Here is a 26102-nt window from a genome sequence, read left to right as displayed (position 1 = left end):
GGAACCAGCTTGCTCTAATCGTTTGAATCGGCGAGGCCTGCGTTGGGCAGGCACGAGATGATCTTACAAGGGAAATAGCGCGATGAAGCGGGAACGGCGGATCAAGATCATCGCGACGCTGGGGCCGGCCTCGTCCACCCCGGAGATGTGCGCCGCCTTGTTCAAGGCCGGCGTGGACGTCTTCCGCATCAATATGAGCCACACCCAACGCGAGGACCTGCCGGCCCGGATCGCCATGCTGCGTGGGCTGGAGAAGCAGTTCCGCCGGCCGGTCGGCATCCTCGCCGATTTGCAGGGGCCGAAGCTGCGTGTCGGCCAGTTCGGCGGCGATGGCGGCGTGATGCTGGAGAAGGACGCCCGCTTCACCCTTGATTCCGATGCCACGCCTGGCACGGCCAAGCGCGTCCACCTGCCGCATCCCGAGATCCTCTCGGCGCTGGAGCCCGGCCATCATCTCATCCTCGACGATGGCAAGATCCGGCTCGTCGTCGAGAAGGCCTCGCCAAAGCAGGCGGTGACCAAGGTCGTCGTCGGCGGCCGGCTCTCCTCGCGCAAGGGCGTCAGCCTGCCCGACACCACGATCCCTGTCTCGGCCATGACCGAGAAGGACAGTTCCGACGCGGAAGCCGCAGCCGAGGCCGGGGTCGACTGGATCGCAGCCTCCTTCGTGCAGCGGCCGGAGGATATGGCGGACCTCCGGAAGATCGTGCGAGGCCGGGCCCTGGCGCTCGCCAAAATCGAGAAGCCGCAGGCGGTGGCCCGGCTGGAGGAAATCATCGAGGCCTCCGACGCGATCATGGTGGCGCGCGGCGATCTCGGCGTCGAGATGCCGATCGAGAAAGTGCCAGGCACGCAAAAGCGCATCACCCGCATGGCGCGGAAGATGGGCAAGCCCGTCGTCGTCGCGACACAGATGCTGGAGAGCATGATCACCGCGCCGGTCCCGACCCGCGCCGAGGTCTCCGACGTCGCCACCGCCGTCTTCGAGGGCGCCGACGCCGTGATGCTCTCGGCCGAGAGCGCCGCCGGCCAGTACCCGATCGAGGCGGTGACAATGATGAACCGCATCGCCGAGGAGGTGGAGAGCGAATCCATCTATCGCTCGATCCTGGAATCGCAGAAGGCCGAGCCGGAAGCGACCGGCGCCGACGCCATCGCCAAGGCCGCGCACGAAATCGCCGATGCGCTCCATCTCAAGGCGATCGCCGCCTGGACCTCCTCGGGCTCGACCGCCTTCCGCATCGCCCGCGAACGGCCGAACTCGACCGTAATCGCGCTGACACCGAATGCCGCCACGGCGCGTCGCCTCACTCTGGTCTGGGGTGTTCACGCCGTCGTCACCAAGGACGCCAGCGACATCGACGACATGGCCTCCCGCGCCTGCAAGTTTTCGGTGCGCGAGGGCTTCGCCGCGGAGGGCGACCGGCTCATCGTCGTCGCCGGCGTTCCCTTCGGCACGCCGGGCGCGACCAACATGGTGCGCATCGCCTTCGTCACGAAGGAGCATGTCGAGCAGGCGTGAGTGCCCAAACCCGTCGCATATGGGCATGGCCGCATTCCCCTGCGGCCATGCCTGCTCTACTGCTTGAGCCATCAGCTTCTGCGAGCCCGCGACGCCCATGGCCCTGACCGATATCGCCACAAGGACCTACAATCACAGCTGGCGGCTCGACCCGATCATCCGCAGCCTGCTCGACACCGATTTCTACAAGCTGCTGATGCTGCAGATGATCAGGAGCTTCCATCCGGAGGTGCAGGTCACCTTCGGCCTGATCAATCGCTCGAAGCAGATTCGCCTCGCCGATGTCATCGAGGAATCAGAACTGCGCGCCCAGCTCGACCATGCCCGCGAGCTGCGCTTCACCAAGAAGGAACTGATCTGGCTCGCCGGCAACAGCTTCTACGGCAAGACCCAGATGTTCACGCCGGACTTCATCGCCTGGCTCTCCGAATTCCGCCTGCCCGACTACGAGCTGCGCAAGGTCGACGGCCAGTACGAGCTGACTTTCGCCGGCCCCTGGACCCACTCGATGATGTGGGAGATCCCGGCGCTCGCCATCGTCAACGAATTGCGCTCGCGCCAGGCGCTGAAAGGCTGGGATCGCTTCGCGCTCGACGTGCTCTATGCCCGCGCCAAGTCGAAGCTTTGGGACAAGGTTGAACGGCTAAAGAAGCTGCCGGATTTGCGCATCTCCGATTTCGGCACGCGCCGCCGCCATGGCCATCTCTGGCAGCGCTGGTGCGTCGAGGCGCTGAAGGAGGGCCTGGGGCCGACCTTCACCGGGACCTCTAACGTCCTCCTGGCTATGGAGAACGACCTCGAGGCGATCGGCACCAACGCCCATGAACTGCCGATGGTGCTGGCGGCGCTGGCCGACAGCGACGAGGAGTTGAAGCGCGCGCCCTATCGCGTGCTCGATGAATGGCGCCAGGTCTATGGCGGCAACCTGCTGATCGTGCTGCCGGACGCTTTCGGCACCACCGCCTTCCTGCGCGACGCGCCCGCCTGGCTCGCCGACTGGACGGGCTTTCGCCCCGACAGCGCCCCGCCGATCGAAGCCGGCGAGCAGATCATCGCCTGGTGGCAATCGCAGGGGCGAGACCCGAAGAGCAAGCTCCTGATCTTCTCCGACGGCATGGACATCGACTCGATCGAGGAGGCCTACCGGCATTTCCATGGCCGGGTCCGCACCGGCTTCGGCTGGGGCACCAACCTGACCAACGACTTCGTCGGCTGCTCGCCGGTCGGCACGCCCGATCTCGACCCGATCTCGCTGGTCTGCAAGGTCGTCAGCGCCAATGGCCGCCCGGCGGTCAAGCTCTCCGACAACCCCAACAAGGCGACCGGCGACCCGGCCGAGATCGCCAGGTATCTGCGGGTGTTCGGCGGGGCGGATCGCAAGGCGAAGGCGGTGAGGGTGTAGGCGGGTCGGCGCTGCTCGACCACTCTAGACCTCCAGCAGCAGCGGCCTGTGGTCCGAAACCTCGGGGTGTTCGACGACCGTGAAAGCGAGGACGTCGACCGCTTCGTTCACCAGCATGTAGTCGGCATAGCGGCCCGGCTTCTTGTAATGGGACGTCCGCGTGTCGGAATAGCCGCTGCCGACGACGAGGTCCTTCAGCCCCAGCCCGGCCAGAACCTCGAAGGTCTGGCTGCCGGGCTCGACATTGAAGTCGCCGCAGACGACGAGCCGGTCCCCCTGCTGCGCCACCGCCTCGATCAAGGCGCCGAGGCGCTGCACCTGATCGAGGCGCTCACGCGTATCGATCTTGCCTTGGAGGTCTCTCAGCCCGTGCATATGAGCGATCGTGATCGGCCAGCCACGGTCGAAGTCATGAAGCCGGACGACATGGGCACTGCGCGAGCGGGGATGCTCGCCATAGCCGTCCGGCGAAAACCCCTTGTGCACGAAGCCCTGCGCCTGAGCGATGATGGGAAACCTGCGATGTACGAAGGTCGCGAGTCCCCATTGGGATCGAATGGCCTCGTCGCCATCCCACAGGACTCCCTGCGCCGCGGGGCAGAATATCGCCACATGCTCCGGCAAAACCTTGGACACATCGCAGAAGAAATTGGCGCGCTGCGGCAGCACATGTTCGCCGTCGCGGTATTCCAGCCAGTCCTTTGACGTATCAGGCGTATGCACGACCTCCTGAAGGCAGAGGACGTCAGGCGCTTCGCGCGCGAGATAGGCCTGCGCCTCCTGATGAAGCGTCCCACCCCAGCCGTTCAGGCACATGATGCGCATGCGATACCTCAGCGGATGCGGGGCATCCCTATAGGCTTTGTCCCCTCGGCAGGTCGAGATTGATCAACCAGCGGCCTGGCATGCTCGCAGCGCTCGGCTCTCCCGTGCCAAACGCTACCAGCTGGCGCGCAACCCGGCTGTGACGGCGTGGGTGATGGCGTCGCTGTTGAGGCGAACGTCGTAATCCGCGAACAGCGTGACGTTGCGGCCGGCGCGCGCCGACAGGCCGACGCCGAGGGTTGCGCTGTCGCGGGCTGTTTTCGCGGCCTCGATGGAGAAGGTCGCGGCCGGCGCCCCGATGAAGGCCGCATCGACTGCCACGGCATCATCGAGGAACTCATGTTGCCAGCGGCCTCTCGCCTCGATCGCGAAGCGGCCTTCGCCGAGCTCGAACTCCCGCGCCAGACGCAAGCCGACGCTGCCGAGCAGGCTTGAAGCGGACTGGCCGGCCGCCGTCAGGCCGATGCTGTCCGCATCAGTTTCGCTGAAGCCACCCTGGCGCAAAAAGGTGTAGCGCAACGCCAACAGCGGCTCGACCGTCGACCAGCCGAGATCGAAGGCATAGCCGGCCTCCAGCGCGCCGGTGAAGCGGTGGCCATCATACTTCGCCTTTGCCTGCCGCGAGAGACCGCCGAACGCGATGCTACGCTCGGATTCGAGATTGAGCCGGCTATGGCCGAGGAGACCGTCGAGGCGCAGCTTCCCGCTGGTATAGCTGCCGTAGAACGCCCCCTCATAGGCGTCGATGCTGCCCTTCCCGGAGAACCGGCGGAAATCGGCGTCGATGCTGGAGTAGCCGAGACCGAATCCGGCCAAAAAGGACGTTGTGATCTGCCGGTCGAAGCCACCGACCACGCCGCCCCCGCGATAGGTGGCGCCACCGGCATTGGCATCGCCCCCGAGCCTTCCGCCGAAGCCATAGCCGCGCGCCCAGGTATTGTTCGAGGCGGGCGCCTGCGCAGGCAGCCGCATCAGCATCGCCGCGGCAGGGTTGGCCGCCATGCTCGACGTATAGGCGAGTGGTGCGTCGACGAGGCCGGGTTCCGCCTGCCCGGAGCGCAAGGCACCGAGGCGCTGCGAGATCATGCCGCCGAACTGGGAAGCCCCGCCCAGAGCCAGGGTAGAGAGGCCCGCATGCACCTCGCCGGAGAGGCTGGCGAGCGCGCCCCGGGCGCCATCTCGCGTGCCGGCAGCCTGCAGCAGGGTGGCGACGTCGCGCAGATCCTGATCCGCGCCCACCAGGCTGCGCTCGAGCGCCCCGCCCACGGCGCATTGATTGGCTGAGGCGCAGACATCAGGCGTATCGAAGGGCAGCGTCCGGATATCGAGATAGGCCGTGTTCGGCTGATAGCGCAGGCTCGCCTGGATGAAGGGCGCAGTGCCGTCGCCAAACGGCCCCTCGATGCCCTCGAAGCGGCCGGTGATGCCCTGACCGGCGGTGAGTACCGCCATAGAGAGGCTGCGCGGCAGGAGCTGCTGCCCTCCGGCCAGGGCAACCCAGCCGGCGAGGCTCGCCGTGCCGGTGACGGCGAGATGGTTCAACCCTCCAGCCGGGCTGAACTGCTGGACAAGCAGGCCACCGGCCTCCTGTACATAATTGCCATTGACCGTCAGCGTCCCAACGCCGTGATAGTCGCCGGCCCAGATCGTGCCGCCATTGATGACCGTACCGGTGATCAGGCCGGTGCCGGCCAGCGTGCCCGCGGCGGCAATGCTGGTCGGTGAGACGATGCTGCCCATCACCGAGAGGAAGCCGCCCTCGACGCGCGTCTCGCCCGCATAGGAGCTGTGGCCGGTCAGCACGAGCTCGCCGGCGCCGCGCTTCACCAGTCCGCCGGCGCCGACAATGTCGTTCTCGAAGAAGGCGACCCCGCCCGGTTGCTCGACGATGAAATCGCCCCAGTCGAAACGGCCCGGGCCGAGCACCGCCTTGCCTACATCGAGCAGGCCGTAGCCGTAGATCTCATCGACGCCGGGTGCGCCGATGTCCCAGGCCGTGCCGAGCAGGGTCTGGCGCACCTGGGCAGCCGTGAAGAACGGAAACATCTGCCAGACCAGCGCTGCCGCGCCGGAGACATGGGGAGCAGCGAAGGAGGTGCCAAACGTCTTGGTGTAGCCGCCGCTCTTGTCGGCCACGACGATGGGATCGTCTGGATAGGGATTGGGGAGCCACAAGTCGCCGCCGCCGGGCGCCGCCAGGCACCAGTTCTTCGCGACGCCGCAACGGTTGGTGTACAAGGGCTCGTAGCCCGGCCCGACAGCCGTAACCGCAAGCCAGCCGCGCTCCAGTTCAGGGAAGAGGTGAGGCAGGCCGGCATGGATGCCCGGTTGATCTCGACCCTGATTATGCGTGATCCAGATGTTCAATGCCCCAGCCGCGACGGCCCTGCGATATGCCGCCAACTCTGGCGCGGAGTTGTCGAGAATCTCCTGTCGGCTCGCTGCAGAAATCGGATCGGTGCTACCCCAGCTGTTGTTGATGATGCGCACCCCGCGCGCGATCAGATCATTGTAAGCCCTCGTTGTAAGGTTCGGGTCCGTCCCTCCCTTATCGTCGTCGGTGCCTACAACAACGACGGTCGCGCCCGGGGCCACGCCGTGCATGCCAATGCCGTCCCTGTTGGCAACGATCACTGAGGCGACCCCAGTACCGTGACCGTGGTGGTCAATCGCCTGCGCTGTCTCCGTCGGGTAGTCATAGCCGCCGCCATAGCGGCCGACGAATTCGGGATGTGCGGCGAAGATGCCGGAGTCGATAACCCCGACGACGATGCCGGTGCCGTCGACGCCACGCGCATAGGCATTCGCTGCGCGGATCGTCTCGAGCCCCCATTGCGCCCTGTATTCCGGCGTCCGCCAGCTATTGGGATCGGTGAGCAGGCCGGGCACCTGGGCAGCAGCCGGATCGACGAGCGCCGTCGACAGCAGCAAGGCCGTGACGGTAGGCATGGACAGGAAATTCACGCAGCCCCCGGGAACAGAATATGCGAATTCTTTCCAAGACCTCGCTGGCCGCAGCCTGTCGTTCCGAATCTGCACGGGCAATACGGCATATGCCGTAGTCGACCGGCTATCCGCGCTTCATTCGACGCTCCGCAGTCGTCGATGGAAACCTTGCTTCCCGATCTGTGAACGCAAAAGCCGGCCTTTGACCCATCGCGCCGTCTAGGAGGACACAGCCTCGCCGATGCGGAAGACCTTCCCGGTGCCCGCCTCGCGGTAGAGGTCGACCCGCTCGCCGCTCCAGTGATAATCGAGGTGCCGGCCCTGGACGGGATTGCCCGCGAGATTCGGCCAGAACAACCCAGCACATTCCCCGCCCGACCAGCGCACGCTCGGATAGACGACGCCCTCCGACTGGGCCGCACGCAGCTTCGCCCCCAGAGCCTGGCTTGCCGCATAGTTGTCAGGTCGCAGCAGCACACTCTCCCCTGCCCGCTCGCTGCGCAGATCGTGCAGGCCGGCGTCGACCGACAGCACGAGCTCGCGGAACTGCGAGGTCCAGCCCGGCGGCTCCTTGGTTCGCGCCATGAAGCGCCCGTGGTGATGGATGGTCTCGAACAGCGCCGTCTCGAAGCTCTCGGCGACATAAAGCACACCATAGCTCCCGTCGCTGAACCGGCTCGGCCGGTCGCGGCTGACATGGGTGAAGGGCGCCATCAGCCAGCTTGCACCCTGCCCCGAGACACGGCGGGCCGGCGGCACCAGGTCGAGATTGCCGATCGTCTCCATCAATCGCGGATTGGTCTTCATCTCCGCCTGGATCAGCAGCGGCCAGTCGGCCGGGTCGGCGATGTCCTCGAACAGGTCGATCGGCGGAAAGGCGCTGCGGATGATGCGGACCGCCGCCGGCCATTCGACCCGCGCGACCGGGTAGTCGGCGACGCTCACCAGAGGCCGCGCTCCGCATCGAGATAGCGGCGCACCCGCATAAGGTCGGTGAGTTCGCCGCCCAGCATCACGGCGAGTGCCGACTTGCCGGCAAAAGCGTCGTTACCCGCCTTGATCCAGGCATAGCCGCGCTGCGACTCGCGAAAGATCAGCCGCAGCGCCTTGTGGATGCCCATCAGATTGGAGAGCCGGGCTCTCGCATCGCGATCAATGCGACCGATCTCGCCAGCCTTCCAGCGCCGATAACTGCGCACCGGCTGGTCGAGCAGCACGGCCGCCTCCTCATCGGTCAGCCCCCAGAGGCGAAACAGATTCACGGTAGCGCGGAACATCGCCGCCGCTTCGGCTTGGGTGATCGCCGCAGGCGAGAAGGCATCCGGCACAGTCGGAACCGGCGAGAGCGGGCTCATCGGACAATCTCCATTTGGCATAAAATAAGTAAAATACTGCCAAATGGCAAGGGTGGGGATAAACGTCATTCTCGGGCGCAGCGAAGCGTAGACCCGAGAATCTAATGACAAGAAGATAGGAAGCCTCATCCGGCCGGAGATGCTCGGGTCAAGCCCGAGCATGACGCTGGTTATCACGCGTCGCGGCCGTCGACCTCGAGCTTGAGCGCCTCGACGGCGTCCTTCACCGCGTCGAGCTGCGGGTAGACCGCAAGCGCGCGCCGATAGGCGACCATGGCCCGCTTGTCGTCGCCCTGCTGGCGCAGGATCGTGCCGAGCCCCATCATCGCGCCGTAATGGCGCGGCTCGCGCTTCAGCGTCTCGGCGATGTCGAGCATCGAGCGAATCGGATCGCCTTGCAGGAAGAGCGCATTGGCCCGCTGATTCCAGCCCTCGGCCCAGTCCGGTTCGAGCGTGACGACACGGTCAAGCAATTCGATCGCCAGCGGCAATTCACGCGCCTTCAGCGCATCCTGCGCACGGGTCATCAGCAAGTCCGCGGTATCCGATCCCGAACGGGCCCAGCGCCGCTGGATCAGATTGGCGATGCCCTTGGCCTCTTCTGCAGTCTTCGCCGCAGCGAGCCGCTCGAACAACCGATCCAGCGTGGCGGCCGGGCTGCGCGGCGGTGGCGCTTCCGGCAGATTCGGCTTGTCGTCGCGATCGGCATTCGGCACCGCGCCGTCGCGCAGCGGCGCCTGCTGCGCAATCGCGCTTGGCGCAGCCGCTAAGAGCAGCCCCGGAATCAGCACAAGGCGGGCAAGACGAGACAACCTCATGCCCCCAAGGTGGGCGCGATAGGGCCTCGCGTCAATTCACGGCCCAGAGAGATCGCTGGAGAACAAGAGTCGCGCACAAGCCAAAAAAGCGGGCCACACAATGTGCAGCCCGCTCTCTCAATCTCGACAAGGACGCTGATGGCGCGGCCCTGGAGCCGCGCGACGCCTCAGCCCTGGCGCGCCTTGAAGCGCTTCTGGACCTTGTTGATGATGTAGACGCGGCCCTTGCGGCGCACGAGCTGGTTATCGCGATGGCGCGCACGCAGCGACTTCAGCGAATTGCGGATCTTCATGGTCCGGACTCCCGTCGATCAGCCTTTCGGCCAGACCGGTCAAAAACGAAAGGCGCGACGCGAACCGAACCGGTCCTCATCGAACAAACGACATGCGCGCCTGATGCGATGGCGGCTGTATAAGGATTTTGCGACGATTGGCAAGGCCCCAGCGTATATTTCCGCCGCCTTGCACAGCCCGTCATGCTCCCGTCGCAATCGCATGGCCGCCCTAGCAGTGCGGTCAGCACATACCTAGATTGCACCCCGCGGCAGACCTACCAGGGAGTTTTCTCGATGTTCAACGCCAAGTCCCTCCTCGACGCCCTTGTCAATGCTGGCAGCCAGGCTGGCGCCCAGGGCGGCCAGGCCGGCGGCCTTGGCGGCGTGCTCGGCAATCTCGCCCAGCAGGTCCAGCAGCCCGGCGGGCTCGCCGGCATGGCCGGCCAGATCTTCGGCCAAGCGACGCAGGGTGTGCAGGACGCCGCCCGCAACACCGGGCTACAGCAGGGCGCGACCGACATCGTTGGCCAGTTCTCCGGCGGCAAGACGCCCGAGCAATTGATCGAGCAGGCCAAGGGCATGCTTGGCGGCAACCAGCTCGCCGCCGGCGCCGTGCTTGGCGGGCTCGGCGCGCTGATCTTCGGGACCTCGGCCGGCCGCTCACTCGCCGGCTCGGCCGCCAAGGTCGGCGGCCTCGCGCTGATCGGCGGCCTCGCCTACAAGGCCTTCCAGAACTACCAGGCCGGCAAACCGCTGCTCGGCGCCGACCAGCAAGCCGTGCTGCCACCTCCGTCCGGCTCCGGCTTCGAGCCGGAAGCGGCGAGCAACGCCAGCGCGCTGATCTTCATCCGCGCCATGATCGCCGCCTCGGCCTCCGACGGCCATATCGACCAGACCGAGCGCAATGCCATCCTCGGCGGCCTGCGCGAGGCCGGCCTCGACGCGGAAGCCAATGAATGGCTCACCAACGAGCTGGCCAACCCGGCGAGCGTCGATGCGCTGGTCGAGGGCGCCGAGACGCCTGAGCTCGCCGCGCAGATCTATACGGCGGCGCGTGTCGCCATCAATCCGGACACCCCGGCCGAGAAGGACTTCCTCGCCGGTCTCGCCGGCTCGCTCGGCCTCGATGCCGAGCTGGTCGCGAACATCGACGCGGCGGCGAGTGCTGCGAAGGTCTGACCTCTGACGCAGATCTGGGGTGCGTCGGGTGCGGATTGACGCCTGACGTACCCGACCGACCAATGCGGTATGCAATCACCCTCCCCGCATTGGTCGGCGCGCCTGCCGTTCTACTATGGCTGGCTCATCATCGGCGCCGCCTTCGTCACCATGGCGGTGGCAGTCAGCGCCCGCACGGCCTTCTCGCTGCTGCTGCCGCCGCTGATCGACGAGTTCGGCTGGGATCGCGGGCTCGCCTCGGGCGCTTTCTCCTTCGGTTTCCTGCTCTCGGCCGTGACCAGTACATTTGTCGGCCGCGTCATGGACAAGCACGGCCCGCGCGTCGTGATCGAGACCGGCGTGGCGATGCTGGCGGCGGGCATGCTGATCGCGCCGGCGATCAGCGCGGCCTGGCACCTTTATCTGACGCTCGGCGTCCTGGTCGGCTGCGGCGCCAATCTAATGAGCTTCTCGGCTCAGTCGCTGTTCCTGCCAAACTGGTTCGTGCGCCGCCGGGCCTTTGCAATCAGCATCGCCTTTTCCGGTGTCGGCGTCGGCGCGCTGCTGCTCCTGCCGTGGCTGCAATCGATCATCAGCCGGGATGGCTGGCGCGCCGCCTGCTGGATCATGGGCCTGCTCGTGCTCTTCCTGCTCGGGCCACTCAATCTGCTGGTCCGCCGCAAGCCGCAGGATCTCGGCTTGCAGCCAGACGGCGAAACCGGCCCGGCCAGCACCGGCGCGGCACATCGCAAGGCGGCAGTGGTCGACCAGGCTTGGGTCGCAGTCGAATGGACGCTGGCCCGCGCACTGCGCACTGCCCCCTTCTGGTGGATCGTGCTCGGCTATTTTTGTGCGATGGTCGCCTGGTATGCGGCGCAGGTCCATCAAACCAAGTACCTGATCGAGGTTGGTTTTTCCCCGCTGACCGCGGCCTGGGCGCTGGGCCTCGTCAGTGCCGTCGCCATACCCGGCCAGATCGGATTAGGAGCCCTGTCGGACCGTATCGGCCGGGAATGGGTCTGGACGGTGGGTTGCCTGGGCTTCGCCATCTCCTATGCCGCGCTGATCGCGCTGGAGCACACGCCGTCCCCTGTCCTGCTCTATGTGATGGTGATCGCCCAGGGTTTTCTGGGTTATGCGCTGACTTCGGTATTGGGCGCGATCGTTGTCGAGATTTTCGAAGGGCCGCAGTTCGGGGCGATCTTCGGGACGATCACGGTGGCGGTACTTGCTGGCGGCGCGGCCGGGCCCTGGCTGGCCGGCGCGATCCACGACGCAACCGGCAGCTATCGCCCGGCCTTCCTGCTGGCGGTCGCCTGCTGCCTCGTCTCGGCCGCGGCGATCTGGCTGGCCGCGCCACGAAAGGTGCGGCTGGTGCCGGGACGTGTCAGGCCAGCCGCCTGACCAGCCAGGGACCGGGGATCAGGGCGCGCGCTTGACGCCCTGATCGTCCTCGAACACCGGCCGGAAGAAGCTGCGCTCATAGCTGATAATGAAGCGGTGCTTGTCGTTCTCTGCGACCACGGAGAGGCACTCCGCGTCCTTGAACGAGGCCTCGCGATAGGCCTCGTATGCGGCGAAGGACGGGAAGCTGAACATCGCCAGCGCCACGTTCGACATCCCCTCCGACGGCATGAAATAGCCGTGATGCTTGCCGCCGAACCGCTCGACCAAGCGGATCCAGGCTTTGCCATAGGCCTCGAAGGCCGGGAGTTGGTAGGGGTCGACGACGTAGCGAAGATGGCAGGTTATCGTCATCGTCAGGCCGCTTTCGCATTCTTGAGGAACTCGCCCATCCGCCCGAGCGCCCGCTCGATATTCTCCAGCGAGTTTGCGTAGGAGAGCCGGATATAGCCTTCACCGTGGACGCCGAAATCCGGCCCGCCGATCGTGGCGACGCCGGCATCCTCGAGCAGGGCCGAGGCCAGCTTCTTCGCCTTCCAGCCGGTCTGCGACACGTTCGGGAAGGCGTAGAAGGCCCCCTTGGGCACGATGCAGGAGACGCCGGGCAGGCCGTTCAGCCCTACCACCACCGCCTTCCGGCGCCGGTCAAATTCCGCCAGCATCATCCCAACCGCGTCCTGCGGGCCGGTCAGCGCCTCAAGCCCCGCCCATTGCGCCGGAGCGTTGACGCAAGAATGCGAGTTCACCGCGAGCTTGCGGGCATTGTCGTAGAGCGGCTTCGGCCAGACTGAGAAGCCCATGCGCCAGCCGGTCATGGCATAGGTCTTCGACCAACCATTGAGCAGGATCAGCCGGTCGCGGATCTCCGGATAGCTCAGCAGGCAGACATGCTTTTCGCCGTCATAAAGCATCTGGTCGTAGATCTCGTCCGACATGACAGCGACATCCGGGAAGGCTGCCAAGCCCGCGACCAGCTTGTCGACTTCGGCCTTGGGCGTGACGCCGCCCGTCGGGTTGGCCGGCGAGTTGACGATCAGGAGCCGCGTCTTCGGCGTGATCAGCGCGAGCGTCTCCTCGGCCGAGAAGGCAAAGCCGTTCTCCTCGCGGATCGGCACCGGGATCGGCGTAGCCCCAGTGTACTCGATCATCGAGCGATAGATCGGGAAACCGGGATCGGGATAGAGGATCTCGGCGCCGGGCTCGCCGAACATCAGGATCGCCATGAACATGGTGACCTTGCCGCCCGGCACGATCATCACCGCCTCCGGCGAGACATTGACCTGGAAGCGCTTGTGCAGATCGGCCGCCACCGCTTCGCGCAAGGGCAGGATGCCGTTCGCCGGGGTGTAGCCATGGTGGCCGTCGCGCAGCGCCTTCACCGCCGCCTCGACGATGTGCTCGGGCGTCGGGAAATCCGGCTGGCCGATACCGAGATTGATGATGTCCTTGCCCTGGCGCTGCAATTCGGTCGCGCGGGCGAGCACGGCGAAGGCGTTCTCTTCACCGATGCGGCCGAAGGATGGGACGACCTGCAACGTCATGGCGGTTTCCTCTTCGCTCACGGCCGGTCTTCAAGCCGTCGCGTGTCCAAATCTGTCTTGGCCGCAAAGCCGGCAGCCGCGCAAGCCCGCCGCTTGCGTCCCAGTCCGGACAGGGACGCATTTGGAACACTTGCAAACTGCGCCGCAGCGACCTTTGCTGGTGTCAGCGTTTTACCAAGCGATTGGCACGGCGCCACAAGCTGCTGTATGCAGAATACAGCAGCTACGGCAAGCGCCCTTGCCGTTCTGCCACGGCCGGCATGACCTGTCGGTCAAATCGATTTAAAGACGATGCCGAAGCGGCGCAAAGCCGCCCGGGCGCGAGAGGGAATGACGGGATGGCCAAGACGCCAAGCAGCAAGACGCCGAACGGCAAGAAGCCGGTGCGGAAAATCAAGCCGGAGCAGCTTCGCTCCAAGGCCTGGTTCGACAATCCGGCCAATGCCGACATGACCGCGCTTTATATCGAGCGGACCATGAATTTCGGCCTGTCGCGTGAGGAATTGCAATCCGGCCGCCCGATCATCGGCATCGCCCAGACCGGCTCCGACATCGCCCCCTGCAACCGCCATCATCTCGAGCTCGCCCATCGCGTCCGCGACGGCATCCGCGAAATGGGCGGCGTGCCCTTCGAGTTCCCGATCCATCCGATCCAGGAAACCTGCAAGCGGCCAACCGCCTCGCTCGATCGCAACTTGCAATATCTCTCGCTCGTCGAGATCCTCTACGGCTACCCGATCGACGGTGTCGTGCTGACGACCGGCTGTGACAAGACCACCCCGGCCCAGATCATGGCGGCAGCGACCGTCGACATCCCGGCTATCGCCCTGCCGGGCGGGCCGATGCTGAACGGCTCCTTCCGCGGCGAGCGCACCGGCTCGGGCACTATCGTCTGGAAGGCGCGCCAGATGATGGCGGCCGGCGAGATCGACTATCGCGGCTTCGTCGATCTGGTTGCCTCGTCCGCGCCATCCGCGGGTCACTGCAACACCATGGGCACCGCCTCGACCATGAATGCGCTCGCCGAAGCGATGGGCATGACCCTGCCCGGCGCCGCCGCGATCCCGGCCCCCTATCGTGACCGCTACGAGATGGCCTATCTGACCGGGCGCCGCATCGTCGAGATGGTCTGGGAGAACCTGATCCCCTCGAAGATCCTGACGCGCGAGGCCTTCGAGAACACCATCGTCATCAACTCGGCGATCGGCGGCTCGACCAACGCCCCGGTCCACGTCAACGCCATCGCCAAGCATATCGGCGTCAAGCTCGACAATGAGGACTGGACCAAGATCGGCTACGACACGCCGCTTCTGGTCAACATGCAGCCGGCCGGCGAATATCTCGGCGAGGACTATTACCGCGCCGGCGGCCTGCCCTCCGTGATCGCCGAGCTGATCGCCAAGGGCAGGCTCAAGCCGGCCATCACCGCCAATGGCAAGACCCATATCGAGAACTGCGAAGGAGCATTCACGGGCGACCGCAACGTCATCAAGGCCTATGACGAGCCGATGAAGAAGGAGGCCGGGTTCCTCAACCTCTCCGGCAACCTGTTCGACTCGGCGATCATGAAGACCTCGGTGATCACGCCGGAATTCCGCAAGCGCTATCTCGATAACCCGAAGGACCCGATGGCCTTCGAAGGCAAAGCCGTCGTTTTCGACGGGCCGGAGGACTACCACCACCGGATCGACGACCCCGCGCTTGGGATCGACGAGCACACGGTGCTATTCATCCGCGGCGTCGGTCCCGTCGGCTATCCCGGCGCGGCCGAGGTCGTGAACATGCGGCCGCCGGATTACCTGATCAAGAAGGGCGTCACCGCGCTCGCTTGCGTCGGCGACGGCCGCCAGTCCGGTACCTCGGGCTCGCCCTCGATCCTCAACGCCTCGCCGGAAGCGGCGACAGGCGGCGGGTTGGCGCTGCTGAAGACCGGCGACAAGGTCCGCATCGACCTGAAGAAGCGCACCGCCAACATGCTGATCTCGGACGAGGAGCTGGAGAAGCGCCGCGCCGAATTCAAGGCGGCCGGCGGCTACAAGTATCCGAAGAGCCAGACGCCCTGGCAGGAGATCCAGCGCAAGATCGTCGACGAACTCTCCGAGGGCATGGTGCTGAAGCCGGCGGTCAAGTACCAGAAGATCCACAAGAAGTTCGGCATCCCGCGCGACAACCACTGAGCGGTTCCTGCCGCTCGCACCGATGCCGTTCGGCGTCTTCGACATTGCCCTGGCAGCGCTCGCCGCGCTGCTGGGCGGCCTCGCCGGCAGGCAGCTCGCGCTGCGCCGGCGCTATCCGATTGTCCTGACCGCAATCCTTGGCGCCATTGTCAGCTTTGCGATCACCCTGCTGCTCGGCAGCTATTTCGGCTCGTTCTTCGTCGGACTTGTCGTCCTGGGGGTTGTCGTCGTCTTCTGGTGAGGGGCTATTGCCCTTCACGGAGAACGCGATGACCTGGCTTGCCGAGCTGACCGGGCTCGACCCGCAGACGACCCTGCTGCTGGTGCTGCTGTCCGGGCTGGGCGCCCTGCTCGGCGGCGCCGTCGGTCATTGGCGTGGGGGCTCCGGCCGGATCGTGTCAGGAGCGATCATCGGCGCGATCCTGCTGCCGGTCGCTGGTCTGGCATTCCTGCTCCATCTCGGCATGGTGGCCGTGGTGGCTGTGATTGTCGCCGTGGCGGCCATGTTCGCCGGCATTCTCGGCTGACCCCGACAAGAGTGGCCCCTTGCCTCATCCCGCGACGCCCCCTCAGGACATCTATGACGCCGCGTTTGTCAAAGGCGTCTTCGACCGCTGTTCCAGCCGCTATATCGGCTACAGCTCCTTCTTCTCCTTCGGCTTCACCGAGCGCTGGCGCCGGCAATGCGTGGAGGCGCTGCCAGCGCTGCAGGAGGCCGCTCCCAGGGGCTACGATCTAATGGCCGGGACCGGAGAGGTCTGGCCGCATCTGCTCAAGCGTTTCCCCGAGATCGACGCGATCACCGCGGTCGACATCTCTTCCGGCATGCACCAGTTGGCGATGGAGCGCCTCCATGCTCACCGCGCCCACAAGATCGACTTCGTCGAGGCCGACGTGCTGGCCAACGATCTGCCGGCCGACAGCGCCGATTTCGTGATCTCGACCTTCGGCTTGAAGACCTTCAATCCCGACCAGCACTCCCGCCTCGCGAAACTGATCGCCCATTGCCTCAAGCCGGGCGGCAGCTTCTCGATGATCGAGGCCTCAGATCCGAAAGGCTGGTGGCTGCGGCCGCTCTATCTGTTTCACCTGAAGACCGTGCTGCCCCTGGTCGAGCGCATCTTGCTGAAGGGCGCGCAGGATTTCGCGATGATCGGCACCTACAGCACGAATTTCGGTGACGCCTCGGGCCTGGCGGCGATGCTGCGGGCCGAGGGGCTGGAGGTTGAGTTCAGGCGCTTCTTCTTCGGCTGCGCAACGGCAGTCTCGGGGAGGAAGCCACTTTAGCTTCTCCGCGACGCGCACTCTCAGTTGGAACATGCCCGTCACGCATCTCAGGCGGCACGCCGATGCGTGCAAGCGGGGCTGACAAACCGATGCGACGACGACAATATGGCTCCCTTGAACCTATCTGAAACGATTTAAAATGGCTCAGAGCCCGCAAGTCGACGCGTTTCGCAACCTCCACGAATCCGGCTGCTTCGTCATGCCGAACCCCTGGGATGAGGGCTCGGCCCGTTGGCTGCGCGGCCAAGGCTTCAAGGCGCTGGCCTCGACCAGCGCCGGCTTCGCCTTCACGCAAGCGCGCGCCGACCAGGACGTGCCGCGCGAGATGATGCTGGCCCACCTCGCCGACCTGGTGAAGGCGGTGCCCGACCTGCCCGTCAACGCCGATTTCGAGAACGGCTATGCTGATACGCCCGACGGTGTTGCAGCCAACGTCAAGCTCTGCATCGCGACCGGCGTCGCCGGCCTCTCGATCGAGGACGCGACCGGGCGCGTCGGCGAGACGCTCTATCCGTTCGAGCTCGCAGTGGAGCGCATCAAGGCAGCGCGCCGCGCCGTCGACGAGACAGGTTCCGGCGTGCTGCTGACCGCCCGCGCGGAGTGCTTCCTGACGGGCCATCCTGAGCCGCTGAAGGAAGCAGTCCGCCGCATCGAGGCCTATGCCGAGGCGGGGGCCGACGTGCTCTACGCCCCTGGCCCGAGGACGGTCGAAGATATCGGAGCCATCGTTGCGGCAGCCGGCGGCAAGCCGGTCAATGCGCTGGTCTATGGCGATTTCGGCCTCAGCGTCTCCGACATCGCCGCCGCCGGAGCCCGCCGCATCTCGATCGGTGGCGCCCTGGCTCGCGCCGCCTGGGCCGCCTTCATTGAAGCGACACGCCTGATCAAGGACGAAGGCAGCTTCAAGGGTTTCGCCGGCAACGGCGCCTCGGCCCCGCTCAATCCGTTCTTCCGCGACGACCTCAAGGCACGCTCGTGAGCGGACAGCTTCTCATCGCCCCGGAATGGCTCGGCAAGAGCGGGCTCTGGCAGATCGACGCCAAGGGCAAGCGCAAGCCGGTCGATGCCGAGGATGTCGGCCTGTCCGAAAATCTTGCCGACCGGTTGGAAAGCTGGGTGGACGTCTTCGACGCCATCTATGACGAGGCGAACGAGGCAGCCTCCGACTTCGCCAACGAAGTCGAGCGGCTAACATGGGAAGCGGAAGGCGCGGCACTCGCCGCTGCCATCGCCACCGAGCTTGGCCCGAACTGGCAGATCACCCACGACCTCTCCGGCTGGCGCAAGGCGATCAAGGCATGACGACGTTGAATTGGACGCCTCGCCCCTTTCCCCCGGCCAAGGTGCTGCAGGGCCGCTATTGCCGGCTGGAACCGCTCGACCCGGCCCGTCACCTCGACGACATCTGGCAGGCCATGGGCGGCCATGATCATCTCTGGCAGTGGATGCCGACGATGCCTCCGCAGGGCAAGGCCGCCTATGGCGAACTGCTCGCGACGATGGCCGCCAAGTCCGGCATCGTGCCGCTCGCGGTGATCGACGAGGCCGACGGCAAGGCCAAGGGCCATCTCTGGATCATGGAGATCCGGCCGGAGCACGGCGTCTTCGAGGTCGGCTTCATCACCTATTCGCCGGGCCTGCAACGTACGCGCACCGCGACCGAGGCGATCTATCTCGTCGGCGACTATGGCTTCTCACTCGGCTACCGGCGCTATGAGTGGAAGTGCAACAACCTCAACGAGCCCTCGAAGCGCGCGGCGCTGCGCTTCGGCTTCCAGTATGAGGGGCTGTTTCGCCAGCATCAGGTGGTCAAGGGCGCCAACCGCGACACCGCCTGGTTCTCGATCCTCGACAACGAATGGCCGCAGGTCGGGCAGGCCTTCCGGAACTGGCTCGCGCCGGAGAATTTTGACGCGCAAGGCCAGCAGAAGACCTCGCTGGCTGATATCACGAAGACTGCGGGGGCCGCCTGACATGGCTCTGCGCCGCGCCTCGACGGATGACATACCGGCGATCGTCGCGCTGACGGAGGCCGCCTATCTGCCGAACGAGAGCATCATCGGCGTGCCCTCGCTGCCGCGCATCGCCGACTATCACCAGGTACTGGCTGAGCATGAGGTCTGGCTCGCCGAAAGCGAGGGAGCACTCGACGGTGTCCTCGTGCTCGAGGAGGAGCCGGCGAAGTTCACGCTTTGGAGCATCGCCGTCTCGCCCGCGGCCACCGGCAAGAAGATCGGCTCGACACTGATGAGCTTCACCGAGGAGCGGGCGCGGGCGCTCGGTCACGACGCCGTCCATCTCTACACCCACGTCAAGCTCGCCGACCGCATCGGCTGGTATGAGCGGCTCGGCTACCAGGTCACCCATTACGAGAATCTGCCGGACCGCCGGCTGATCCATATGCGCAAAAGCCTTCGATAATCGGACAGTAAGGGAAGAAACGACATGGCAGGACGTTTGAAGGGCAAGGTCGCAGTGGTGACCGCAGCCGGCCAGGGCATTGGCCGGGCGATCGCCGAGGCCTTCGTCGCCGAGGGCGCGACCGTCTGGGCGACCGACAAGGACGTCGCCTTGCTCGAGGGCATCCCGAAAGCGAAGAAGCGCAAGCTCGACGTGCTCTCGACCAAGGCGGTCGAAGCCTTCGCGGAGAAGGTCGGCACCATCGACATCCTGGTCAACGCCGCCGGCTACGTCCATCACGGCACGATCCTGGAGTGCGACGACAAGGCCTGGGAGTTCTCCTTCGACCTCAACGTCAAGTCGATGCACCGCACGATCAAGGCCTTCGTCCCCGGCATGCTCGCCGCCGGCAAGGGCTCGATCGTCAATATCGCCTCGGGCGCTGGCTCGGTGCGCGGCATCCCGAACCGCTATGTCTATGGCGCCACCAAGGCGGCGGTGATCGGCCTGACCAAGGCGGTCGCAGCTGACTACATCAAGAAGGGCGTCCGCTCGAACGCGATCTGCCCCGGCACGATCCAGTCGCCCTCGCTCGACCAGCGCATCATCGAGCTCGCCAAGGTGACCAAGACGTCCGAAGCGGCCGCTCGCCAGGCCTTCGTCGATCGCCAGCCCATGGGCCGGCTCGGCACAGCCGAGGAGATCGCCTGGCTCGCGGTCTATCTCGGCTCGGACGAAGCCAGCTACACCACCGGCCAGATCCATCTCGCCGATGGCGGCTTCGCGCTTTAGACCAGCGCAGGGGAAGCGCCATGCACGTCCTGATCAGCGGCGCCGCCGGCATGATCGGCTCGCGGCTCGCCGCGCGCATCGCCCGCGAGAGCGCCTGCACCGGCAAGTCGCTCACGCGGCTGACGCTGACCGACGTCGTGGCGCCGCCGCGACCCGCAGGCTTTGACGGGCCAGTCGAGAGCCGCACCGAGGATTCGAGCTCGGCGGCGGTTGCAGCCGAGCTTGCGGCTCTGCGTCCCGATATCATCTTCCATCTCGCCGCGATCATCTCGGGCGAGGCGGAGCGCGATTTCGACAAGGGCTACCGCATCAATCTCGACGGCATGCGCAACCTGCTGGAGGCGATCCGGCAGGAGAGCATGAGGAACGGCGCTTACGTCCCCAAGCTCGTCTTCTCCTCGTCAAGCGGCATCTTCGGCGCCCCCTTCCCGCCGGCGATCTCCGACGAGTTCCATGTCACGCCGTTGACCAGCTACGGTGCACAGAAGGCGATCGGCGAACTGCTGCTCGCCGACTATTCGCGGCGCGGCCTCGTCGACGGCGTCGGCATCCGCTTCCCGTCGATCGTGATCCGGCCCGGCAAGCCCAACGCCTCGGCCGGCGGCTTCTTCTCCGGCATCATCCGCGAACCGCTGCAGGGGCTGGAGGCGCTGCTGCCGGTCGCGGATGACGTCATCTTCACCCATGCCTCACCGCGCTCGGCCGTCGGCTTCCTCCTGCACGGCGCCTCGCTGAACCGCGAGCAGCTCGGCCCGCGCATCAACCTCAGCATGCCGGGCGTCTGCGTCACTGTCGGCGAGCAGATCGAGGCGTTGCGCCGCATCGCCGGCGACAAGGCGGTGAAGCTGATCCGGCGCGCGCCCGACAAGGCCGCCGCCGACATCGTCAAGGGCTGGCCGACCCGCTTCGATGCGAAGCGTGCGCTGTCGCTCGGCTTCCGAGCCGAACAGGATTTCGACGAGATCATCCGCGTCCATATCGAGGACGATCTCGGCGGCCATCTACCCAACTGAACGTAAGAAGCTAAAGATCGGACAGAAGACATGCATATCCTCGTCATCGGCGGCGCCGGCATGGTCGGCCGCAAGTTCATCGAGCGCCTGGCGCGCGACGGCGGCCTCGGCGGCAAGGCGGTCGACAAGGTGACGGCGCAGGATATCTTCCCGGCCTCGGCGCCGGCGAACGCGCCCTTCGCTTTCGAGGCGCTGACCTCCGACCTGTCGCAGCCGGGCGAGGCCGAAAAGCTGATCGCCTCGCGTCCAGAGCTGATCGTCCATCTCGCCGCCATCGTTTCCGGCGAGGCCGAGGCCGATTTCGACAAGGGCTACCGCATCAATCTCGACGGCACGCGCTATCTCTTCGACGCCATCCGCCTCGTCGGCGACGGCTACAAGCCGCGCGTGATCTTCACCTCCTCGATCGCCGTCTTCGGCGCGCCCTTCCATGACAAGATCGAGGACGAGTTCTTCACCACGCCGCTGACCAGCTACGGCACGCAGAAGGCGATCGGTGAGCTCCTGCTCAGCGACTACTCCCGCCGCAGCTTCTTCGACGGTATCGGCATCCGCCTGCCGACAATCTGCGTGCGCCCTGGCACACCGAACAAGGCCGCCTCCGGCTTCTTCTCCAACATCATCCGCGAGCCGCTTGCCGGCCAGGAGGCGGTGCTGCCGGTCTCCGACCAGGTCCGCCACTGGCACGCTTCGCCGCGTTCGGCCGTCGGCTTCCTCGTCCATGCCGCGACCATGGACACCAATGCGATCGGCCCGCGCCGGGTGCTGACCATGCCGGGCTATTCCGCCACCGTCGCCGAGCAGATCGAGGCGCTGCGCAAGGTCGCCGGCGAGAACGTGGTCAAGCGCATCAAGCGCGTGCCCGACCCGGTGATCGACGCCATCGTCGCTGGCTGGCCTCGCAATTTCGATGCGAAACGCGCCCCGGCGCTTGGCTTCAAGGCGGAATCGAGCTTCGAGGAGATCATCCGCGCCCATATCGACGACGAACTCGGCGGCACGTTCGTCGCGTGATCGCGTAAGCGCGATACAACTTCACCATCATGCTCGGCCTTGTGCCGAGCATCCACGTCCTGGACACCGCCCTCGCCGTAGGAGGACATGGATGGTCGGGACAGGCTCGACCATGACGAGAAGCGGCGTCAGTCTAAGGCAGCTTCCGCAGCATCAGCGTCGCGCCGACCGCCGGATCCTTGCGCCACTGCCCGCCCTCGAAGACCAGCTCGACCTTGTGGCCTTTGCGGGCGATCAGCTCGAGCCGGCCCGCCTCATAGCGCCAGGCGATGGGCGAGAAGATCGTCAGCCCGGTATCGGGGCAGAGCCCGTCGAAGCTCGCTACCAAAGCACCGGTATTGGCTGAAGGGCTGGTCGAGAGCACGAGCTTGCAGACATCGCGGCCGACCTGCCGCATCACCGCATAACGTCCAGGCAGGCTCGCAGCGGTCGGCGCGTTCGCAGGATCGACCGCAGTCGGGCGGGCCGCCGCAGTTGCCGCGAGCTCCGCGCGGCCCGGCGCCGGGCGCTGCTGAGCCCGTACATAGCCGGTCGGATCAAGCCCGTACTGCGCGCCATCGCTGCCCTTGCCGCGGCGGCCCGGATCGGCCTTCTCGCTGAAGACGATCACCGCCTTGCCATGGCCATCAAGTAGCCTCGGCGCGCCGTCGGACACATCCCATGCGAAGACCCCGGTTAGGATCGGCAAAGCGCGGCGGCAGGTGGCAGGAAATCGAACCTGGCGACCTTGCCCCGCAGGTTCGGCGCCAAAGGTCACCGAGCACTCGCGCGAGGCGCCGAGCTTCTCGATGTCCCAGGTGCCGATGAAGGGCTTCAGCGCCTCGGGCGCTTGCTCGGCGCCACGAGGCAGCGGCGCCGTCTGTGCCCCAGCCGGCGAGACAAACAACAACGCCAGAGCGGCGAGGACTGCACCTCGCCGCATAAGGCGTGTTCCCGTCGTGATCAGGCTTTTGTCCATGGCGTCTCGGCAACCGGTGTCAGAGGACCCTTGCCATCGAACCATGAAACCAGGTTGTCGACCAGAAGCTGGCCCATCTGTTCGCGCGTATGCACAGATGCCGAGCCGACATGCGGCAGCAGCACGATATGATCCATCGCGATCAGCTCGGCCGGCACGCGCGGCTCGTCTTCGAACACATCGAGGCCGGCGGAGAGGATGGTCTTGCTCTTCAGCGCCTCGATCAGCGCCTGCTCGTCGATCACCGTGCCGCGCCCGACATTGACGACGATGCCGTTCGGCCCGAGCGCCTTCAGCACCTCGGCATTGATGATGTGGTAGGTCGAATCGCCGCCCGGCGCGACCGAGACCAGCGTGTCGACATCAGCCGCCATCTCGACCAGCGAGGGATAGTAGCGATAGGCGACATCGGCCTGGCGCGAGCGGCCGTGATAGGCGATCGGCACGTCGAAGGCTTCGAGCCGGCGCGCCACGGCCTTGCCGATCCGGCCGAGGCCGACGATGCCGATCTTGCGCTTGCGCAGCGAAGTCGTCAGTGGATAGGCGCCTTGGAGCCACTTGCCGGCGCGCAGATAGCGGTCGACCTGCGGCAATTGCCGGACGGTCGCCAGCAAGAGGCCGATGGCGAGGTCGGCGACCTCGTCGGTCAGCACGTCCGGGGTGTTGGTGACGAGGATGCCGCGCTTGCCGGCGGCCTTGGCATCGACATTGTCGTAGCCGACGCCGAAATTCGAGACGACCTCGAGCTTGGGCAGCGCATCGAACAGAGCATCGTCGATGCGCACATGTGCGCCGCCGCCGGCGACACCGCGCACACGATCCTTCACGGCCGCCAACGCGGCCGGGCGGTCCTGCTCCTTCCAGAGCTCGTGCACGGTGAAGCGCGCCCTCAGCTGGTCGGCGGCATAGGCCATCAACGGCCCGGTCATGACGATCTCGATCTTGTTCTGCGCGGTCATGGTCCTGCTTTCGTGGAACGCGTGGTGGCTTGATTTCAAACTCTTAAAACGATTAGATCAACATAGCCGCCGGAACAGCGCCGGGGAATTCCCCTGGCGCGAAGGCAGGGCTGCTTGCAGAGCCGGGTAAGACAAACCGGCTCGGCTGTCGATACAGCGCGATATAGTATGATTTAATCACGCGATTTTGCTCGCATTTGCCTCCGCTCGACCAGCGAGCAGACGCAGCGTACTGTTCAGGCTGTCAATCACCAGTCCGCTCATCCGCGCCGCCGCGAGCTCGCCATCGCGCTGCACGATCGCCTCAAGCACACGCTCATGATCGATCAATGACGCCGTGAAAAAGAAGCGGTCGTCGGGCGCTTTCAGGAACAACGACCATTGGATCGTCGCGCACACAGCCGGCGCGAGGCATTGCAGCGGCGGATTGCCGGTGGCGGCGAAGATCGCTTCGTGAAAGGCGAGGTCGGCATTGACCGTCCGCTCGGCATAAGGCGGGTTCTCGACCATGCCGCGATAGGCCGCCTCGATCTGCTGCAGGTCGGCCGCACTGCGCCGCTGCGCCGCGAGACGTGCCGCGCTCGGCTCGACGAAAAGCCTGAGCTCGAACAGGTCGCGGATGAGCTTCTCGTTCGGATCGGCTTCGAAATGCCAGGCAAGCACATCCGGGTCGAGCAGGTTCCAGACCTCGCGCGGCGCCACTCGCGTGCCGCTCTTCGGCTTGGCCTCGACCAGCCCCTTGCCGCTGAGGAATTTGACCGCCTCGCGATAAGCGGTACGGGAGACCGAAATCTCGCCCCTCAGATCGTCCTCGTTCGGCAGCAGTGCGCCGGCCGGCGACGCTCCGGTGATGATCGCGACCGCAAGCCGGTGCGCCACCTGGCCGAACAGCCGGTCGGGGTTGAGCCTCGTCGGGCGGGCATGGACATGGAGCCGCATCGAACCTACGTTTTTCCTCCAATGATCGGCAGCGTCGGAGAGGTCGTCCCGCTGCTCGCCCGGCGCTTGACACGCGTCTTTCTATCGTATGACTTTATCCGCGAACGAGGTTGACGCAACAGGCGGCTCGCCTGGATTGCGTGGCCTCGTGTCGATCGGTCGTAAGAAACCGATGATCTGCAGCGCCGCCGACGGGGATTGTGTCAGGCACCCCGGGGCAACCTAAAGAGCGGGAGAGAAACCAAAGATGGCATCCGTCCAGATTGCCGACGTGCGCAAGGCCTATGGCTCGACGCAGGTCATTCACGGCGTCGATATCGACATCAACGATGGCGAATTCGTCATCCTGGTCGGCCCCTCGGGCTGCGGAAAATCGACCTTGCTGCGCATGATCGCCGGCCTCGAGAACATCACCGGCGGCGAAATCCGCATCGGCCCGCGCGTCGTCAACGACGTGCCGCCGAAAGAGCGCGATATCGCCATGGTCTTCCAGAACTATGCGCTCTACCCGCATATGACGGTGGCCGACAACATGGCCTTCTCGATGAAGCTGCGGAAGGCCCCGAAGGCCGAGATCGACGAGCGCGTCAACAAGGCCGCCGGCATTCTCGGCCTCGACAAGTTGCTCGACCGTTATCCGCGCCAGCTCTCGGGCGGCCAGCGCCAGCGCGTCGCCATGGGCCGCGCCATCGTGCGCGATCCGCAGGTCTTCCTCTTCGACGAGCCGCTCTCCAACCTCGACGCCAAGCTGCGCGTGCAGATGCGCACCGAGATCAAGGAGCTGCATCAGCGCCTCAAGACCACGACGGTCTACGTCACCCACGACCAGATCGAGGCTATGACCATGGCCGACAAGATCGTCGTGATGCATGACGGTATCGTCGAGCAGATGGGCGCCCCGCTCGATCTCTACGACAATCCCACCAACCTCTTCGTCGCCGCCTTCATCGGCTCGCCCTCGATGAACCTGTTGAAAGGCACGATCCGTGCCAACGGCTTCGAGACCGAAGGCGGCGTGATCTGGCCGGTCGGCAAGCATCCGGCGGATTCGAACGACCGGGCCGCTGTGCTGGGCATCCGCCCCGAGCATCTCATGCTCGATCCGAACGGACTTTCCGCGGAAGTCGTGGTCATCGAGCCGATGGGCTCGGAGACCCAGGTTGTCGTTCGCTGCGGCGGCCAGGACCTGACCTGCATCTTCCGTGAGCGCATCACCGCCAAGCCCGGCGAGACCATCAAGATCCGGCCGGACATCTCGGTGACCCATCTCTTCGACGCCGCGACGGGCAAGCGCATCTGACCGTCACGGAACGACGG

At 65.8% G+C, this 26102-nt stretch carries 27 protein-coding genes; 16 read left to right on the top strand and 11 right to left on the bottom strand.

The window, feature by feature from the left end; translation table 11 throughout:
* The first annotated feature begins 82 nt into the window (after positions 1-82).
* Both pyk and pncB read left to right on the top strand, forming a co-directional pair.
* A complete protein-coding gene (pyk, locus tag BLM15_RS27230; protein WP_126115683.1) occupies positions 83-1522 on the top strand; it encodes a pyruvate kinase in 1440 nt (479 codons plus the stop codon).
* A gap of 97 nt (positions 1523-1619) precedes the next feature.
* Complete coding sequence (gene pncB, locus BLM15_RS27225) at positions 1620-2924, top strand: nicotinate phosphoribosyltransferase (RefSeq protein ID WP_126115682.1); 1305 nt, start codon at positions 1620-1622, stop codon at positions 2922-2924.
* 24 nt (positions 2925-2948) lie between these two features.
* Here the strand turns inward: pncB and BLM15_RS27220 are convergent, their stop codons facing one another.
* From BLM15_RS27220 to ykgO, 6 genes are all read right to left on the bottom strand, one after another.
* Positions 2949-3749, bottom strand: a complete 801-nt coding sequence (locus BLM15_RS27220; RefSeq protein WP_126115681.1) for an endonuclease/exonuclease/phosphatase family protein — start codon at positions 3747-3749, stop codon at positions 2949-2951.
* Positions 3750-3863: 114 nt separating this feature from the next.
* Positions 3864-6698 carry an autotransporter serine protease gene (locus BLM15_RS27215; protein ID WP_126115680.1) on the bottom strand — a complete coding sequence of 945 codons (2835 nt, stop codon included), beginning with the start codon at positions 6696-6698 and terminating at the stop codon, positions 3864-3866.
* Positions 6699-6914: 216 nt separating this feature from the next.
* Positions 6915-7640, bottom strand: coding sequence for an RES family NAD+ phosphorylase (locus tag BLM15_RS27210; RefSeq protein ID WP_206438580.1), 726 nt, complete (start codon positions 7638-7640; stop codon positions 6915-6917).
* Positions 7637-8050, bottom strand: a complete 414-nt coding sequence (locus tag BLM15_RS27205) for an MbcA/ParS/Xre antitoxin family protein (RefSeq protein ID WP_126115678.1) — start codon at positions 8048-8050, stop codon at positions 7637-7639. Before BLM15_RS27205 ends, BLM15_RS27210 begins: the two co-directional genes overlap by 4 nt.
* 173 nt (positions 8051-8223) lie before the next feature.
* Positions 8224-8862 carry a tetratricopeptide repeat protein gene (locus tag BLM15_RS27200; protein ID WP_164547657.1) on the bottom strand — a complete coding sequence of 213 codons (639 nt, stop codon included), beginning with the start codon at positions 8860-8862 and terminating at the stop codon, positions 8224-8226.
* Between the two features lie 173 nt (positions 8863-9035).
* A complete protein-coding gene (gene ykgO, locus BLM15_RS27195) occupies positions 9036-9161 on the bottom strand; it encodes a type B 50S ribosomal protein L36 (RefSeq protein ID WP_038363015.1) in 126 nt (41 codons plus the stop codon).
* A 276-nt stretch (positions 9162-9437) separates the two neighbouring features.
* On the opposite strand from ykgO, the gene BLM15_RS27190 reads away from it, so the two are divergent.
* Together BLM15_RS27190 and BLM15_RS27185 are read left to right on the top strand one after the other, a co-directional pair.
* Positions 9438-10322, top strand: a complete 885-nt coding sequence (locus BLM15_RS27190; protein ID WP_164547656.1) for a tellurite resistance TerB family protein — start codon at positions 9438-9440, stop codon at positions 10320-10322.
* 69 nt (positions 10323-10391) lie between these two features.
* A complete protein-coding gene (locus tag BLM15_RS27185; protein ID WP_126115675.1) occupies positions 10392-11705 on the top strand; it encodes an MFS transporter in 1314 nt (437 codons plus the stop codon).
* Between the two features lie 18 nt (positions 11706-11723).
* Here the strand turns inward: BLM15_RS27185 and BLM15_RS27180 are convergent, their stop codons facing one another.
* Both BLM15_RS27180 and BLM15_RS27175 read right to left on the bottom strand, forming a co-directional pair.
* Positions 11724-12059 (bottom strand): NIPSNAP family protein, encoded by a 336-nt coding sequence (locus BLM15_RS27180; protein ID WP_126115674.1) that lies wholly within the window; start codon positions 12057-12059, stop codon positions 11724-11726.
* Positions 12060-12061: 2 nt separating this feature from the next.
* On the bottom strand, positions 12062-13246 hold the full coding sequence (locus BLM15_RS27175; protein WP_126115673.1) for a pyridoxal phosphate-dependent aminotransferase: 1185 nt from the start codon (positions 13244-13246) through the stop codon (positions 12062-12064).
* 338 nt (positions 13247-13584) lie between these two features.
* On the opposite strand from BLM15_RS27175, the gene BLM15_RS27170 reads away from it, so the two are divergent.
* The 11 genes from BLM15_RS27170 (at position 13585) to denD (BLM15_RS27120) (ending at position 21929) form a co-directional block, all read left to right on the top strand.
* Positions 13585-15423 carry an IlvD/Edd family dehydratase gene (locus tag BLM15_RS27170; protein ID WP_126115672.1) on the top strand — a complete coding sequence of 613 codons (1839 nt, stop codon included), beginning with the start codon at positions 13585-13587 and terminating at the stop codon, positions 15421-15423.
* Between the two features lie 22 nt (positions 15424-15445).
* Positions 15446-15664, top strand: coding sequence for a hypothetical protein (locus BLM15_RS27165; RefSeq protein WP_126115671.1), 219 nt, complete (start codon positions 15446-15448; stop codon positions 15662-15664).
* 28 nt (positions 15665-15692) lie between these two features.
* The gene (locus BLM15_RS27160) at positions 15693-15950 is read left to right on the top strand and encodes a hypothetical protein (RefSeq protein WP_126115670.1); all 258 of its coding nucleotides are present in this window, start codon (positions 15693-15695) and stop codon (positions 15948-15950) included.
* A gap of 19 nt (positions 15951-15969) precedes the next feature.
* The gene (locus BLM15_RS27155; RefSeq protein WP_126115669.1) at positions 15970-16710 is read left to right on the top strand and encodes a class I SAM-dependent methyltransferase; all 741 of its coding nucleotides are present in this window, start codon (positions 15970-15972) and stop codon (positions 16708-16710) included.
* Between the two features lie 139 nt (positions 16711-16849).
* The gene (locus BLM15_RS27150; RefSeq protein WP_126115668.1) at positions 16850-17689 is read left to right on the top strand and encodes an isocitrate lyase/PEP mutase family protein; all 840 of its coding nucleotides are present in this window, start codon (positions 16850-16852) and stop codon (positions 17687-17689) included.
* Entirely contained in the window at positions 17686-18012 is a 327-nt protein-coding gene (locus tag BLM15_RS27145; protein ID WP_126115667.1) for a hypothetical protein, read from the top strand. The genes BLM15_RS27150 and BLM15_RS27145 overlap by 4 nt, the downstream gene beginning before the upstream one ends.
* Entirely contained in the window at positions 18009-18683 is a 675-nt protein-coding gene (locus BLM15_RS27140) for a GNAT family N-acetyltransferase (protein ID WP_126115666.1), read from the top strand. The genes BLM15_RS27145 and BLM15_RS27140 overlap by 4 nt, the downstream gene beginning before the upstream one ends.
* A 1-nt stretch (position 18684) precedes the next feature.
* A complete protein-coding gene (locus BLM15_RS27135; protein ID WP_126115665.1) occupies positions 18685-19131 on the top strand; it encodes a GNAT family N-acetyltransferase in 447 nt (148 codons plus the stop codon).
* A gap of 24 nt (positions 19132-19155) precedes the next feature.
* On the top strand, positions 19156-19902 hold the full coding sequence (locus BLM15_RS27130; protein ID WP_126115664.1) for an SDR family oxidoreductase: 747 nt from the start codon (positions 19156-19158) through the stop codon (positions 19900-19902).
* Between the two features lie 20 nt (positions 19903-19922).
* On the top strand, positions 19923-20915 hold the full coding sequence (gene denD, locus BLM15_RS27125) for a D-erythronate dehydrogenase (RefSeq protein WP_126115663.1): 993 nt from the start codon (positions 19923-19925) through the stop codon (positions 20913-20915).
* A 30-nt stretch (positions 20916-20945) separates the two neighbouring features.
* Complete coding sequence (gene denD / locus BLM15_RS27120; protein WP_126115662.1) at positions 20946-21929, top strand: D-erythronate dehydrogenase; 984 nt, start codon at positions 20946-20948, stop codon at positions 21927-21929.
* A 133-nt stretch (positions 21930-22062) separates the two neighbouring features.
* Here the strand turns inward: denD (BLM15_RS27120) and BLM15_RS27115 are convergent, their stop codons facing one another.
* From BLM15_RS27115 to BLM15_RS27105, 3 genes are all read right to left on the bottom strand, one after another.
* On the bottom strand, positions 22063-22887 hold the full coding sequence (locus tag BLM15_RS27115; protein WP_164547655.1) for an AprI/Inh family metalloprotease inhibitor: 825 nt from the start codon (positions 22885-22887) through the stop codon (positions 22063-22065).
* Complete coding sequence (locus BLM15_RS27110; RefSeq protein WP_126115660.1) at positions 22872-23846, bottom strand: 2-hydroxyacid dehydrogenase; 975 nt, start codon at positions 23844-23846, stop codon at positions 22872-22874. The genes BLM15_RS27115 and BLM15_RS27110 overlap by 16 nt, the downstream gene beginning before the upstream one ends.
* Before the next feature lie 177 nt (positions 23847-24023).
* The gene (locus tag BLM15_RS27105) at positions 24024-24785 is read right to left on the bottom strand and encodes a FadR/GntR family transcriptional regulator (RefSeq protein ID WP_126115659.1); all 762 of its coding nucleotides are present in this window, start codon (positions 24783-24785) and stop codon (positions 24024-24026) included.
* A gap of 247 nt (positions 24786-25032) precedes the next feature.
* On the opposite strand from BLM15_RS27105, the gene BLM15_RS27100 reads away from it, so the two are divergent.
* Complete coding sequence (locus BLM15_RS27100; protein ID WP_126115658.1) at positions 25033-26085, top strand: ABC transporter ATP-binding protein; 1053 nt, start codon at positions 25033-25035, stop codon at positions 26083-26085.
* The last annotated feature ends 17 nt before the right edge of the window (positions 26086-26102 follow it).

This window comes from Bosea sp. Tri-49, assembly GCF_003952665.1.
Classification (GTDB): domain Bacteria; phylum Pseudomonadota; class Alphaproteobacteria; order Rhizobiales; family Beijerinckiaceae; genus Allobosea.
This window is presented reverse-complemented; position numbering and strand designations above follow the sequence as displayed.